The 12,529-nt window shown below is 73.5% G+C and carries 16 protein-coding genes; 7 read left to right on the top strand and 9 right to left on the bottom strand.

The genetic code is table 11. The annotated features are described in order from the left end of the window. The first annotated feature begins 27 nt into the window (after nucleotides 1-27). The 4 genes from AB0N29_RS03840 to AB0N29_RS03825 are packed head-to-tail and all read left to right on the top strand — an operon-like array spanning nucleotide 28 to nucleotide 1,614. Nucleotides 28-576: a GNAT family N-acetyltransferase gene (locus AB0N29_RS03840; RefSeq protein WP_364864239.1), complete on the top strand. Its 549-nt coding sequence runs from the start codon at nucleotides 28-30 to the stop codon at nucleotides 574-576. A 2-nt stretch (nucleotides 577-578) separates the two neighbouring features. Then, nucleotides 579-953 carry an AzlC family ABC transporter permease gene (locus AB0N29_RS03835; RefSeq protein WP_364864237.1) on the top strand — a complete coding sequence of 125 codons (375 nt, stop codon included), beginning with the start codon at nucleotides 579-581 and terminating at the stop codon, nucleotides 951-953. Further along, a complete protein-coding gene (locus AB0N29_RS03830) occupies nucleotides 950-1,315 on the top strand; it encodes a hypothetical protein (RefSeq protein ID WP_364864235.1) in 366 nt (121 codons plus the stop codon). Before AB0N29_RS03835 ends, AB0N29_RS03830 begins: the two co-directional genes overlap by 4 nt. Next, nucleotides 1,312-1,614: an AzlD domain-containing protein gene (locus AB0N29_RS03825; RefSeq protein ID WP_364864233.1), complete on the top strand. Its 303-nt coding sequence runs from the start codon at nucleotides 1,312-1,314 to the stop codon at nucleotides 1,612-1,614. The genes AB0N29_RS03830 and AB0N29_RS03825 overlap by 4 nt, the downstream gene beginning before the upstream one ends. Before the next feature lie 10 nt (nucleotides 1,615-1,624). Here AB0N29_RS03825 and dapB read toward each other — a convergent pair whose 3' ends face one another. After that, the gene (gene dapB / locus AB0N29_RS03820; RefSeq protein ID WP_364864231.1) at nucleotides 1,625-2,380 is read right to left on the bottom strand and encodes a 4-hydroxy-tetrahydrodipicolinate reductase; all 756 of its coding nucleotides are present in this window, start codon (nucleotides 2,378-2,380) and stop codon (nucleotides 1,625-1,627) included. Between the two features lie 65 nt (nucleotides 2,381-2,445). Between dapB and AB0N29_RS03815 the strand changes: the two genes are divergently transcribed. The 3 genes from AB0N29_RS03815 (at nucleotide 2,446) to AB0N29_RS03805 (ending at nucleotide 4,222) form a co-directional block, all read left to right on the top strand. Further along, nucleotides 2,446-2,967: a class I SAM-dependent methyltransferase gene (locus tag AB0N29_RS03815; RefSeq protein WP_364864229.1), complete on the top strand. Its 522-nt coding sequence runs from the start codon at nucleotides 2,446-2,448 to the stop codon at nucleotides 2,965-2,967. 101 nt (nucleotides 2,968-3,068) lie between these two features. After that, nucleotides 3,069-3,689: a sigma factor-like helix-turn-helix DNA-binding protein gene (locus AB0N29_RS03810; protein ID WP_364864227.1), complete on the top strand. Its 621-nt coding sequence runs from the start codon at nucleotides 3,069-3,071 to the stop codon at nucleotides 3,687-3,689. Further along, nucleotides 3,686-4,222 carry a hypothetical protein gene (locus AB0N29_RS03805; RefSeq protein ID WP_364864225.1) on the top strand — a complete coding sequence of 179 codons (537 nt, stop codon included), beginning with the start codon at nucleotides 3,686-3,688 and terminating at the stop codon, nucleotides 4,220-4,222. The genes AB0N29_RS03810 and AB0N29_RS03805 overlap by 4 nt, the downstream gene beginning before the upstream one ends. Here AB0N29_RS03805 and AB0N29_RS03800 read toward each other — a convergent pair. From AB0N29_RS03800 to rbfA, 8 genes are all read right to left on the bottom strand, one after another. Further along, a complete protein-coding gene (locus tag AB0N29_RS03800; RefSeq protein WP_364864223.1) occupies nucleotides 4,219-5,520 on the bottom strand; it encodes a pitrilysin family protein in 1,302 nt (433 codons plus the stop codon). The two genes, AB0N29_RS03805 and AB0N29_RS03800, sit on opposite strands and share 4 nt — an antisense overlap. Before the next feature lie 74 nt (nucleotides 5,521-5,594). Then, nucleotides 5,595-7,832: a polyribonucleotide nucleotidyltransferase gene (locus AB0N29_RS03795; RefSeq protein ID WP_364864220.1), complete on the bottom strand. Its 2,238-nt coding sequence runs from the start codon at nucleotides 7,830-7,832 to the stop codon at nucleotides 5,595-5,597. A gap of 267 nt (nucleotides 7,833-8,099) precedes the next feature. Further along, entirely contained in the window at nucleotides 8,100-8,375 is a 276-nt protein-coding gene (gene rpsO, locus AB0N29_RS03790; RefSeq protein WP_166189906.1) for a 30S ribosomal protein S15, read from the bottom strand. Nucleotides 8,376-8,601: 226 nt separating this feature from the next. Continuing rightward, nucleotides 8,602-8,847: a DUF6458 family protein gene (locus AB0N29_RS03785; RefSeq protein ID WP_302270636.1), complete on the bottom strand. Its 246-nt coding sequence runs from the start codon at nucleotides 8,845-8,847 to the stop codon at nucleotides 8,602-8,604. 86 nt (nucleotides 8,848-8,933) lie between these two features. Next, nucleotides 8,934-9,959, bottom strand: coding sequence for a hypothetical protein (locus tag AB0N29_RS03780; RefSeq protein WP_364864217.1), 1,026 nt, complete (start codon nucleotides 9,957-9,959; stop codon nucleotides 8,934-8,936). Beyond that, complete coding sequence (locus AB0N29_RS03775; protein WP_302270634.1) at nucleotides 9,956-10,894, bottom strand: bifunctional riboflavin kinase/FAD synthetase; 939 nt, start codon at nucleotides 10,892-10,894, stop codon at nucleotides 9,956-9,958. The genes AB0N29_RS03780 and AB0N29_RS03775 overlap by 4 nt, the downstream gene beginning before the upstream one ends. Before the next feature lie 25 nt (nucleotides 10,895-10,919). Then, nucleotides 10,920-11,861, bottom strand: coding sequence for a tRNA pseudouridine(55) synthase TruB (gene truB / locus AB0N29_RS03770; protein WP_364864214.1), 942 nt, complete (start codon nucleotides 11,859-11,861; stop codon nucleotides 10,920-10,922). Continuing rightward, a complete protein-coding gene (rbfA, locus tag AB0N29_RS03765; protein ID WP_364864212.1) occupies nucleotides 11,858-12,406 on the bottom strand; it encodes a 30S ribosome-binding factor RbfA in 549 nt (182 codons plus the stop codon). The genes truB and rbfA overlap by 4 nt, the downstream gene beginning before the upstream one ends. Nucleotides 12,407-12,529: the final 123 nt, after the last annotated feature.

The raw sequence follows: 12,529 nt of genomic DNA, 5'->3' as shown, positions 1-12,529 counted from the left end.
AGATGTGCGCCTGCGAGGATGCCCGGCATGACCACCGCCGACGTGAGCGTGCGCATCGCCTGGGCCGACGACGCGCCCGCGATCGCCGAGCTGCAGCTGCGCACCTGGCCCGAGACGTACGCCGGCGTCCTGCCGGCCGCGTCGTTCCCCACCGGGCCGGAGGCGGTCGAGCACGCCGCGGCCGCCTGGCACGCCTCGTTGACCCGCCCGCCGGACGCCCGCCACCGGGCGCTGGTCGCGCTGGAGCACAACCGCGTCGTGGGCTTCGCGGTGACCGGACCGGCCGGGGACCCCGACTGCGACCCGGTCGCCGACGCCGAGCTCACCGAGCTCACCGTCGCCCCCGCCGAGCGGAGCCGGGGCCACGGGTCGCGGCTGCTCCAGGCGGCGGTCGACACCATGCGCGCCGACCGGTTCGGACGTGCCGTGCTGTGGGCGGTCGCCTCCGACGACGCGCTGCGCGGCTTCCTCGCCTCCGCCGGGTGGGCGGCCGACGGCGCGCACCGCGAGCTGGACCTCGACGGCGAGGGCACCACGACGGTCAAGCAGGTCCGCCTCCACACGGGCCTCACCTGACCGTGGCTCCGCCACCCGAGCCACCCGAGCCGCCCGGGCTGCCCGAGCCCCTCGAGCAGCTGGACCCCTCCGAGCACCGCCGCATCGTCCGTGACGGCCTGGGCGTGGGCATCGCGACCGGCGTGTACGGCACGTCGTTCGGCGCCGTGTCGGTGGCCGCGGGCCTCGACGTGTGGCAGACGTGCGTGCTGTCGCTGCTGATGTTCACCGGCGCCTCGCAGTTCGCGCTCGTCGGCGTCGTGGCCTCCGGCGGTGCCCCGCTCTCCGGCGCGCTCACCGCGCTCCTCCTGGGGACCCGCAACACCCTCTACGGCCTGCGCCTGGCCCCGCAGCTGGGCGGTCCGGCCGGCGCCGGGCGGCCGCGGCGCACCTGGTGATCGACGAGTCGACCGCGATGTCGGTGACCCGCGCGACCCGTCCGGCCGCGCGCCTCGGCTTCCTCGTGACGGGCGGGTCGGTCTTCGTGCTCTGGAACCTGGCCACGCTGGTCGGCGCGCTCGCCGGCACCGTGGTCGGCGACCCGCGCGACTACGGGCTCGACGCCGCCGTGGGAGCGGCGTTCCTCGCCCTGCTGTGGCCGCGGCTCGACACCACCCGCAACCGGGTCGTCGCCGTCGCGGCGGCGGCCGTGGCCGTCGGTGCGATCCCGCTGACCGCGGCCGGCGTCCCCGTCCTCGTCGCCGGCGGGGTCGCCCTCCTGGTCGGCGCCCTGGGCCCACGGACGGGAGGCGCGCGGTGAGCCTGTGGGGAGCCGTGCTGGTGGCCGGGGTCGGCTGCTACCTGCTCAAGCTGGTCGGGCTCTCGATCCCCGCCCGCGTCCTGGAGCGGCCGGCCGTCTCGCGGGTCGCCGACCTGATCCCGGTCGCGCTGCTCGCGGCACTCGTCGCGGTGCAGGTCGTCGGGGACGGTCGGTCGCTCGTCGCCGACGCCCGGCTGGCGGGCCTGGGCGCGGCCGTCGTGCTGCTGGTCCTGCGCGCGCCGTTCCTGCTCGTCGTCTTCGGCTCCGCCCTCGTCGCCGCCCTCGTCCGCCTGCTCTGAGGCGGGTCCCTCAGTCCAGGTCGAGGTAGTGCTCGAGACCGACGGTGAGGCCCGGGTGGTCGGCCACGGCGCGGACGCCGGCGAGCACGCCGGGACTGAAGGAGGAGCGGTCGAGCGAGTCGTGCCGGATGGTGAGGGTCTCCCCCACCCCGCCGAGGACGACCTCCTGGTGGGCGACCAGGCCGCGGATCCGCAGGCCGTGCACGCGGATGCCGTCGACGTCGGCGCCGCGGGCGCCCTCGAGCGCGGTGCTGGTCGCGTCGGGCACCGGGCCGAGGCCGGCGTCGCGGCGGGCGGCGGCCACGAGCTGCGCCGTACGACGCGCCGTGCCGGAGGGCGCGTCGGCCTTGTCCGGGTGGTGCAGCTCGACGATCTCGACCGACTCGTAGAACGGCGCGGCCGCGGCGGCGAACCGCATCATCAGGATCGCGCCGATCGAGAAGTTGGGGGCCACGAGCACACCGACGCCCGGGGACCCCGCCAGCCAGCCGCGCAGCGTCTCGAGGCGCTGCTCGTCGAAGCCGGTGGTGCCCACGACGGCGTGGATGCCGTGCTGCACGCAGAAGCGCAGGTTGTCCATCACCACGTCGGGGTGGGTGAAGTCGACGACGACCTCCGCGCCGGCGTCGAGGAGCACGGCGACGTCGTCGCCCGCATCGACCTGCGCCACCAGCTCGGTCCCGTCGGCCGCCTCGACCGCCCAGCACACCTCGGCGCCGACCTTGCCGCGTGCGCCGAGCACGCCCACCTTGATGTTCTTGCTCACGCGTCCACGCTAGTCGGAGCGACCGCCGCACCCACCGCCCGGTCGGTTCTGGCAAAGTTGGCCTCATGGCTGTGCAGGCGATCCCCGCGCGTATCCGCTGGGCGGTGGACTTCATGGACGTCCAGCCCTCCGACCACGTGCTCGAGATCGGGTGCGGACCGGGCGCCGGGGTCGAGGCGATCTGCGCCAAGCTGGAGTCCGGCAGCGGCAAGATGTTCGCCATCGACCGCTCCGAGTCCGGTGTCGACCGCACCAAGCGCCGCAACCAGAAGCACGTCGACGCCGGCCGGCTCACCGTGCGCCAGATCGACCTGGCCACGCTGCGGGTGCCGGTCAAGCGGCTGAACAAGGTCTTCGCGTTCAACGTCAACCTGTTCTGGGTGCGCGACTGCGCCGACGAGATCGCGCTGCTGCACGAGCGGCTCCTGCCCGGCGGGGCGGTCTTCCTGTTCTTCGAGGTGAGGTTCCCCGACCAGGTCCAGGAGATGATCGCCAAGGCGTCGGCGTCGCTGGCGCAGGGCGGCTTCCGCGTCTCGGTCGTCGAGCAGAAGCAGCCGGCCGTCATCGGGATCATCGGCCGCCGCTGATCCCCCGGTGAAGGCTGCACCCTGATGAACGGTCGACATTAGGCAATTCCCTAATGTAAGGTCGGCACCAGGTCGCACCCGGGACCGGAGGAGGCGAGGCGATGTCGCGCACGACCTTCGTCGCCGTGCTCACCGTCGACCAGCGCGGCAGCCGCAGCGGGCCCGACCGGGTCCCCGCCCTCCTGGACACTCTCGCCGGCCACCGCCTGCTGCGCCCGTTCGAGCGCACCGCCGGGGACGAACTGCAGGGCGTGGTCGACGACGCCGCCACGCTCGCCTCGGTCGCCGGCGCCCTGCTGCGCGCGGAGGCGTGGTACGTCGGCATCGGGATCGGTCCCGTCGAGGAGCCCCTGCCGGCCAGCGCGCGCGCCGGCCGCGGCGCGGCGTACCTCCACGCGCGGGACGCCGTCACCGCGGCGAAGAACAGCCCCTGGAACCTCCGGGTGGTCGGCGAGCACCCCGACGCGCGCTCCCTGGAGACCACGCTGTGGCTGTGGGCGGCCGTCCTGGCCCGCCGCACCGCCCGGGGGTGGGAGGTGGCCGACCTGGTCGCCGAGGGGCTCACCTACGAGGAGGTCGGCCGGCGGCTGGGCATCAGCCAGTCCGCGGTCAGCCAGCGGGCGCAGGCGGCCGGCATCGTCGAGGCCCGCCGGGCACAGGAGCTCGCCACGACCCTCGCCGCCGGGATGCTGGACGCCCGGTCCGGGGGTGGCGACCGGTGAGCCAGGAGAACCTCGGCCAGCTGGTGGTCGTGCTGGTCGCCTTCGGCGCGCTGGCCTCGCTCCCGGCCTGGACCCGCGCCGGGGAACGGGTGTTCGTGCCGGCGACGGCCGGCCTGCTCGGCGCCGCGGCGCTGGTCGCCGCCGTGCCGCCGCACGTGGCGGTCGAGGGGCGGTCGCTGACCGCGCTGCTGGTCCTTCTCGGCGGGGTCCTGGCCGTCGCCGGCGGCGGACCGGTGACCGCCCGGGTCTTCGCGCTCGTCGACCGCGAGGACACCGGCTCCTCGCTCGACCGCGCCGGGAGGGTCCTGCGGGGCGGCGCCTGGATCGGGGTGCTGGAGCGGGCGGCGATCTACGCCACGCTCGTCGCGTCGTGGCCGGAGGGCCTGGCGGTCGTCCTGGCCCTCAAGGGCCTGGGCCGCTACCCCGAGCTCAAGGCCGAGGGCGAAGGCACCGCTGAGCGGTTCATCATCGGCACCTTCGCCTCGGTCCTCTGGGCGGCGGCCTGCGCCGCCGTCGTCGTGCTGGTGCGCTAGGCGGGACCCACCACGGCCAGCACCTCGGGCCGGGCGAACACCTCGGCGGCGACCGCGCGGACCTCCTCGAGGGTCACGGCGTCGATCCGGGCGATGACCTCGTCGATCGAGAGCAGCTCGTCGTAGACCAGCTCGGCCTTGCCCAGGCGCGACATCCGCGAGGCGGAGTCCTCCAGGCCCAGGACCAGCCCGCCGCGGAGCTGGCCCTTGCCGCGGGTGAGCTCCTCGGCGTCGATGCCCTCGGCGGCGACCCGGGCGAGCTCGGCGCGGACGGTGGCCAGCACCTCGTCGTACTTCGCGGGCAGGCAGCCGACCGCCACGCCGACCAGGCCGGAGTCGGCGTGGGTGCTGGCGAAGGAGTAGACCGAGTAGGCCAGCCCCCGCCGCTCGCGGACCTCCTGGAACAGCCGGCTGGACGTGCCGCCGCCCAGGGCGGTGTTGAGGACGCCCATGGCGAAGCGGCGCTCGTCGTTGCGGGCCAGGCCCTCCATGCCGAGCACGACGTTGACCTGCTCGAAGGGGCGGGTCGTCGCGACCGTGCCGGGTGCGACCGGCAGCCAGGGTCCGCCCGCCCGGGGCGCAGCCGGCTCGTCGGTGCCGTCGAGGAAGCCGTTGCGCCCGAAGGCCTCGACCACCTGCCCGACCAGCGCGTCGTGGTCGACCGCACCGGCGACCGAGACCACCATGCGCGGCGCCCGGTAGTGCTCGGCGTAGAAGGCCCGCACCTGGTCGGCGTCCAGCGCGGTGATCGAGTCGACCGTGCCGGCGATGTCCCGGCCGAGGGGCGAGTCGCTCCCCCACGCCTGCTCGGCGAAGAGGTTGTGCACCACGTCGTCGGGGTCGTCGTCGTGCATGGCGATCTCGTCGAGGATGACGTCCCGCTCGGCCTCGACGTCGTCGTCGGCCAGCACGGAGGCGGTCATCATGTCGCCGAGCACGTCGACGGCCAGCGGCAGGTCCTCGTCGAGGACCCGGGCGTGGAAGCAGGTGTACTCCTTGGCGGTGAAGGCGTTGACCTCCCCGCCCACCGCGTCCAGCGCGATCGAGATGTCGAACGCCGAGCGCTCCGCGGTGCCCTTGAACAGCAGGTGCTCGAGGAAGTGGGAGCAGCCGTGCAGCGTCGCCGACTCGTCGCGCGAGCCGACGCCGACCCACACGCCGATCGAGGCGGAGCGGACCCCGGCCATCTCCTCGGAGATGACCCGCAGGCCGCCGGGCAGGACCGTCCGGCGGATGGTGGAGGTGACCTGGCCCGAGGAGTCCCGCACCGTCTGCAGGGTCTCGGTCCGGGCGGTCATGTCGTCAGAACGGGACGACCGGCCAGCAGCGGGCTGCTGGCCGGTCGTCGTGGTCCGTGGAGCCACGATGGAGCTCAGGCCTCCTCGGTGACCTCGGCCGCGGCGGCGTCGGCACCCTCGGTGCCCTCGGCCTCCTCGACCACGGGGACCAGCGAGAGCTTGCCCCGGTCGTCGATCTCGCCGATCTCGACCTGGATCTTCTGGCCGACCGAGAGGACGTCCTCGACGGCCTCGACGCGCTTGCCGCCGGCGAGCGGGCGCAGCTTGCTGATGTGCAGCAGGCCGTCCTTGCCGGGGAGCAGCGAGACGAAGGCACCGAAGTTCGTCGTCTTCACGACCGTGCCGAGGTAGCGCTCGCCGACCTCGGGCATGGTCGGGTTCGCGATCGCGTTGACCGCGGACCGGGCGGCGTCGGCGGCCTCGCCGTTGGTGGCACCGATGTAGATCGTGCCGTCGTCCTCGATCGAGATCGACGCACCGGTGTCGTCCTGGATCTGGTTGATCACCTTGCCCTTCGGGCCGATGACCTCGCCGATCTTGTCGACAGGGATCTTGATGGTGATGATCCGCGGCGCGGTGGAGGACATCTCCTCGGGCGCGTCGATGGCCTCGGCCATGACGTCGAGGATGGTGTGGCGGGCGTCGCGGGCCTGCTTCAGGGCCGCGCCGAGCACGTCGGCGGGGATGCCGTCGAGCTTGGTGTCGAGCTGGAGCGCGGTCACGAAGTCCCGGGTGCCGGCGACCTTGAAGTCCATGTCGCCGAAGGCGTCCTCGGCACCGAGGATGTCGGTCAGCGCGACGTACTCGGTCTTGCCGTCGATCTCACCGGAGACCAGGCCCATCGCGATGCCGGCGACGGGGGCCTTCAGCGGCACACCGGCCTGCAGCAGCGACAGCGTCGAGGCGCAGACCGAGCCCATCGAGGTCGAGCCGTTGGAGCCCATGGCCTCGGAGAGCTGGCGGATGGCGTAGGGGAACTCCTCGCGGTCCGGCAGCACCGGCAGCAGCGCGCGGCGCGCGAGCGCGCCGTGGCCGACCTCGCGGCGCTTCGGCGAGCCGACGCGGCCGGTCTCGCCGGTGGAGAACGGCGGGAAGACGTACTTGTGCATGTAGCGGCGCGACTTCTCCGGGGAGAGGGTGTCGAGCTGCTGCTCCATCTTGAGCATGTCGAGGGTGGTGACGCCCAGGATCTGGGTCTCGCCGCGCTCGAACAGCGCCGAGCCGTGGACGCGCGGGATCACGCCGACCTCGGCGTGCAGCGGACGGATGTCGGCCAGGCCGCGACCGTCGATGCGGATCTTGTCGCGCAGGATGCTCTCGCGGACGAGCTGCTTGTTCAGCGCGCGGAACGCCGCGCCGAGCTCCTTCTCGCGACCCTCGAACTGGGCGCCGAGCTTCTCCAGCACCGAGTCCTTGAGCTCGTCGGTGCGGTCGTTGCGCTCGGTCTTGTCGGCGATCTTCATCGCGGTGGCGAGGTCGGCCTTGACGGCGGACTCGACGGCGGCGAAGACGTCGTCCTCGAAGTCGAGGAAGACCGGGAAGTCCTGGACCGGCTTCGCGGCGGCGGCGGCCAGCTCGGCCTGCGCCTCGCACAGCTGCTTGATGAACGGCTTGGCCGCGTCGAGACCGCCGGCGACGACCTCCTCGGTCGGGGCCTGGACGCCGCTCTGGACCTTGGCGAAGGTCTGCTCGGTGGCCTCGGCCTCGACCATCATGATCGCGACGTCACCGGTGTCGGTGACACGACCCGCGACCACCATGTCGAAGACGGCGTCCTCGAGCTGGCTGTGGGTCGGGAACGCGACCCACTGGCCCTCGATGAGGGCGACGCGGACGCCGCCGACCGGGCCGGAGAACGGCAGGCCGGAGAGCTGGGTGGAGATCGAGGCGGCGTTGATCGCGAGCACGTCGTACGGCGTGTCGGGGTTCAGCGCGAGGACGGTGATGACGACCTGGACCTCGTTGCGCAGGCCCTTCTTGAAGGTCGGGCGCAGCGGGCGGTCGATCAGGCGGCAGGTGAGGATCGCGTCCTCGCCCGGGCGCCCCTCGGAGCGGAAGAACGAGCCGGGGATCTTGCCCGCGGCGTACATCCGCTCCTCGACGTCGATCGTCAGGGGGAAGAAGTCGAAGTGGTCCTTGGGCTGCTTGCCGGCGGTGGTCGCCGAGAGCAGCATCGTGTCGTCGTCGAGGTAGGCCGTGACGGAGCCGGCGGCCTGACGGGCCAGCAGGCCGGTCTCGAACTTGACGGTGCGGGTGCCGAACTTGCCGTTGTCCAGCACGGTCTCGACGGCGGAGATGACGGGGTCGGTCAAAGGGTGTCCCTTGTCTGTCGCGGAGCGATCCCGCGGCGTCCCGCGTGGTGTGGCAGGCCGGTCTTCGATCGAGGCCCGCAGGCGCGCCCGCGAGGGGCGTCCGTCCTGAGGGCCACTACCGAGGACCGGGCCGAAACGGCGGGTCGCTCCTGGTGTGGTTGTTCAGTTGGTGAATCTAGCGCAGCGCGGCCGATCGGCCGGGGTTGCGTGGGCCGTGCGGCCCCGAAATGCGTGAAGGGCCCACCGGGGTGGGCCCTCCACGTCGTGTCAGCGGCGCAGGCCGAGGCGCTCGACGATCGACCGGTAGCGGTCGATCTCGGTCTTCTGCAGGTAGTTCAGCAGGCGACGGCGCTGGCCGACCAGCAGGAGCAGGCCACGACGGCTGTGGTGGTCGTGCTTGTGCTGCTTGAGGTGCTCGGTCAGGTGGGAGATGCGGTGGCTGAGCAGCGCGATCTGCACCTCGGGCGAGCCGGTGTCGCCCTCGGTCGTGGCGTACTCGGCGATGATGCGCTTCTTGGTCTCCGCGTCGGTACCGATCGACATGCGGGCTCCTTCCGGCCTGTGCGGCCTTGTCGTTGCGCGGCGCGCCGGGGCCTGTTCACCCGGGCACTCTGGTTCCGCGGCCGTCAGACGGCGGTCGCCCTCCTTCGGGCAACCGGAGAAGACTAGCGCGGCGCCGGAGGGCCGCCCAAAACGACGACCACCCGGTCGGCGGGGGCCGACCGGGTGGTGCGTGGTCCTGCAGGCGCTCCGTGGGAGCGCACCGTGGTCAGACGGCGGGCGGCTCCTGGCGCTGCACGGTCTGCGAGCCGTCGGCGTGCGTGGTGGTCGACACCGCGCCGCCGCGGGCGCGCCGGCTGTTCAGCGTGACCGCCGTCAGCACGAGCACGAGGATGCCACCGATCGCCATGATCCAGCCGACCATCGTGAGGTCCACACCGCTGATCGCGTCCTCCACGGCGAGCGCGAGGATGAGACCGACGACGAGGAGGAAGACTCCGAGTCCGTAGCCCATGACTGTCCTTTCTCAGGTGACGTCGCAGGGGTGACGTCAGACGCCGGTCCCGGTGCCCACCCCGGTGGACGGGAAACGGCGCCGGATCAGACCACCCGACCGGCGGAGACCCGGTCGCGCAGTGCCAGGTAGACCGCGCGGACGCCGACCGCGCGCTCCATCTCCCGCAGCACGCTGCCGAAGAACTGCTCGCGGTAGGTCTCGTCGGTCACCGTCGAGACGGTCAGGTAGAGGTTGGAGAACGCCGCGAGGAACAGCGAGACCTGGAACAGCGGGACCGAGACCTGGTCGAGGTAGGGCAGGTTGCGGATCGACCCCTCGGCGGCGCCGGTCCAGGCCTCCTGGACCCCGATGTCCATGACCAGGCCGCCGAAGACCAGGAAGAAGACCAGGACGGTCGCCGCGAGCAGGAGCACCTGCACGGCCTGGATCACCACGAGGACGAGCACGAGGTTCCAGCGCTCGAACCCCACGACCGTCGCGTACGCCGCGGGGTCGGCGCCCGGGTCGTCGACCAGTGCGCGGCACTCCCCCTCCAGGGGCGTCCCGGCGCAGGCGCGCAGCAGGAAGTCGTCGTCGACGTCGTCGTCGGTGCGGTCGACCTCCTCGGGCAGCCGCACCAGCAGGAACGCGACGGCCAGCAGGCCGAACAGCAGGACGACGAGCCACAGCGTGCCGGTCGAGAGGCTCGCCGAGAGCTGCCAGGCCTCGGCGTTGATGAAGAGGAAGGTCACGAAGAGCAGCAGCAGCGGGAGCGCCCGGCTCATCATCGGCAGCAGCGTCCGCAGGCTGCCCAGCCCGCGGCGCAGCGCCCAGACGACGATCGGCCGCGTGCGCAGCGCGGTCAGGGAGTACGCCGCGGCGCCGAGCACGCCGATCGTCAGCAGGAACGCCGGGGCCGCGGTCAGCTCGTCGGAGAGCCACGCGAGCACCACCCCGCCGCCGAGGGCGAGCAGGACCGTCAGCACCGCCGCCGGGAGGAACCTCCGGGGCCGCAGCGCCTCGCGGGCCTGGTGGCGCTCCTCCGGCACGAAGTAGGACAGCCCGTGCTGCAGGAACCAGGCCTCCGTCGCCGGGAGCGGTCCGCCGGCGACGCCGTGCTCGGTGCTCACGGGACGAGCAGCTCGCGGGCCCGGCGGACGTCGTCGTCCATCTGGGCGACCAGGGACTCCACCGAGTCGAAGGCGGTCATCCCGCGGAGGCGGTCGACGAAGGACACCTCGACCTCCACGCCGTACAGCTCGAGGTCGGTGCGGTCGAGCACGTAGCTCTCGACCCGCCGCTCGCGCACGCCGTCGAAGGTCGGGTTGGTGCCGACCGAGATCGCGGCCGGGAACCGCTCGCCGGTGTCGAGCCGCCGCAGCCAGCCGGCGTACACGCCGTCGGCGGGGGCGGCCTGCATGCCGTCGGTGGGGACGTTGGCGGTCGGGTAGCCGAGCTCGCGGCCACGCTGGTCGCCGCGGACCACGACGCCGCGGACGGCGTAGGGGCGGCCCAGCGCCTCGGCGGCGCCGGCGACGTCGCCGGCCGCCAGGCAGGTCCGGACGTACGTCGAGGACCACACCATCGGCCCGCCGTCGAGCGGGATGCCCTCGGCGGTGAAGTCGTGGGTGCGGCCCTGCTCGGCGAGAGTGGCCACGTCACCGGCGGCACGGCTGCCGAACCGGAAGTTGGCACCGACGACCACGGCGGCGGCGTGGAGGGCGTCGACCAGCACGCGCTCGACGAACTCCTCGGGGCTCCAGCCCGCGACCTCCCGGGAGAAGGGCACCGCCAGCACGCCGTCGGCGCCGGCACCGGCCAGCAGGTCGGCGCGCACCTCCATGGTGGTCAGCGTCGTCGGGGCGTGCTCGGGCCGCAGGACCGCCATCGGGTGCGGGTCGAAGGTGACGGCCACGACCGGCAGGTCGCCGAGGTCGGCGGCGATCTGCTGGGCCCGGGCCAGCACCCGGCGGTGGCCGAGGTGGACGCCGTCGAAGTTGCCGATCACGACCACGGTGCGGCCGAGGCCGCCCGGGACCTCGTCGAGCGAGCGCCAGATCTGCACGGAGCGAACCCTATCGAGACGGTGATCAGACGAAGACGGCAACCGGGCGGGCGAGACCGCCGCGCGGCTCGTAGAGCGCGAGGAACTCCCCCGACGGGGCGAAGACCGCGGTCGTGGCGTCGAGCTCGAGGTCGAGGCTGCGGCCGACCCGCACGTCGGCGGCCGCGCTGTCGTCGAGGTCGCGGGCCGGGAACGCCGCCCGCGCCGCGTCGGCGATCGGCAGCACTCCCCCGTGGCCGGCGGCGACCTCGTCGGCAAGCTCCTCCAGCGTGCGGGCGACGTCGAGCCCGTAGGGGCCGACGGCGGTGCGCCGCAGCGCCGTCAGGTGCCCGCCGACGCCGAGCCGGGCGCCGGCGTCGCGGGCGATCGCGCGGACGTAGGTGCCGCTCGAGCAGCGCAGGCTGATGTCGACGTCGACCACCTCGACCGCGTCGCCGTGCCCAGCCTCATGCCCAGGCCCGTGCGCACCGCGACGCACCTCGTGCACGACGAGCTCGTGGACGGTCACGGCGCGGGCCTGGAGCTCGACCTGCTCGCCGTCGCGGACACGCTGGTAGGCGCGCTTGCCGTCCACCTTGATCGCCGACACGGCGGTCGGGACCTGCTGCAGCTCGCCGACGAACTCGGCGAGCACCGCGTGGACGGCGTCCTCGTCCAGGTGGCCGGCCGGCGTCGCCGCGAGCACCTCGCCCTCGGCGTCGTCGGTCGTCGTGGCGACGCCGAGCCGCACCGTGGCGTCGTACCCCTTGTCGGTGAGCATCAGGTGACCCAGCAGGCGGGTCGCCCGGTCGACGCCGAGCACCAGCACGCCGGTGGCCATCGGGTCGAGCGTGCCGGCGTGGCCCACCTTGCGGGTGCCGACGAGCCGACGGACGCGCGAGACGACGTCGTGGGAGGTCATCCCGCCGGGCTTGTCGACCACGACGAGCCCGGGGCGCACGGCAGGGCGGGCGGCCGGAGCCGTCACACCTCGTCCGGGTCGACGGGGTCGATCGGCTGGGCCGGGCGGGCGGGGTCGCCCGCGGCCCCGTCGTCCTCGCCGGCGTCCTCGTCGGCGTCCTCGTCGTCACCCTCGGCGCGGGGCTTCTTGTAGGGGTCGGGCTCGCCGGCGTAGGCCTCCACGCGGCGGGCGGCGACCTCCTCGTCGAGCGCCTTCGCCCGGGCCAGCACCTCGTCGAGGTGGCGGGCGGACTCCGGCAGCGCGTCGGCGACGAAGGTCAGGCTCGGCACGTGCCGCATGCCGAGCTGCTTGCCGACCTCGGAGCGGATCAGGCCCTTGGCCGACTCGAGCGCCGCGGCCGTGCCGGCCATGGCGGTCTCGTCGTCCTGGGCGCCCTCGCCGGTGCCGGCGAGGACGGTGTAGAAGATCGTCGCCTGCTGGGAGTCGCCCGAGACACGGACGTCGGTGAGGGTCACGAAGCCGAGCCGCGGGTCCTTGATCCGCCGCTCGAGCATCTCGGCCACGACGACCTGGATCCGGTCGGCGATCTTGCGTACCCGGGGACTGCTCATGTCTCTCACTCTCTCAGAACGTGCCCGAGCCGTGACGGCCAGGCGGGGTCGGGCGGGCCGGCCCGTGCCGGCCCGCCCCAGACGCACCGGTCGGCGGGCCCCACCCACGAAGGGGGGACCCGC

The sequence above is a fragment of the Nocardioides sp. NPDC092400 genome, from assembly GCF_040684155.1.
GTDB lineage: Bacteria > Actinomycetota > Actinomycetes > Propionibacteriales > Nocardioidaceae > Nocardioides.
This window is presented reverse-complemented; position numbering and strand designations above follow the sequence as displayed.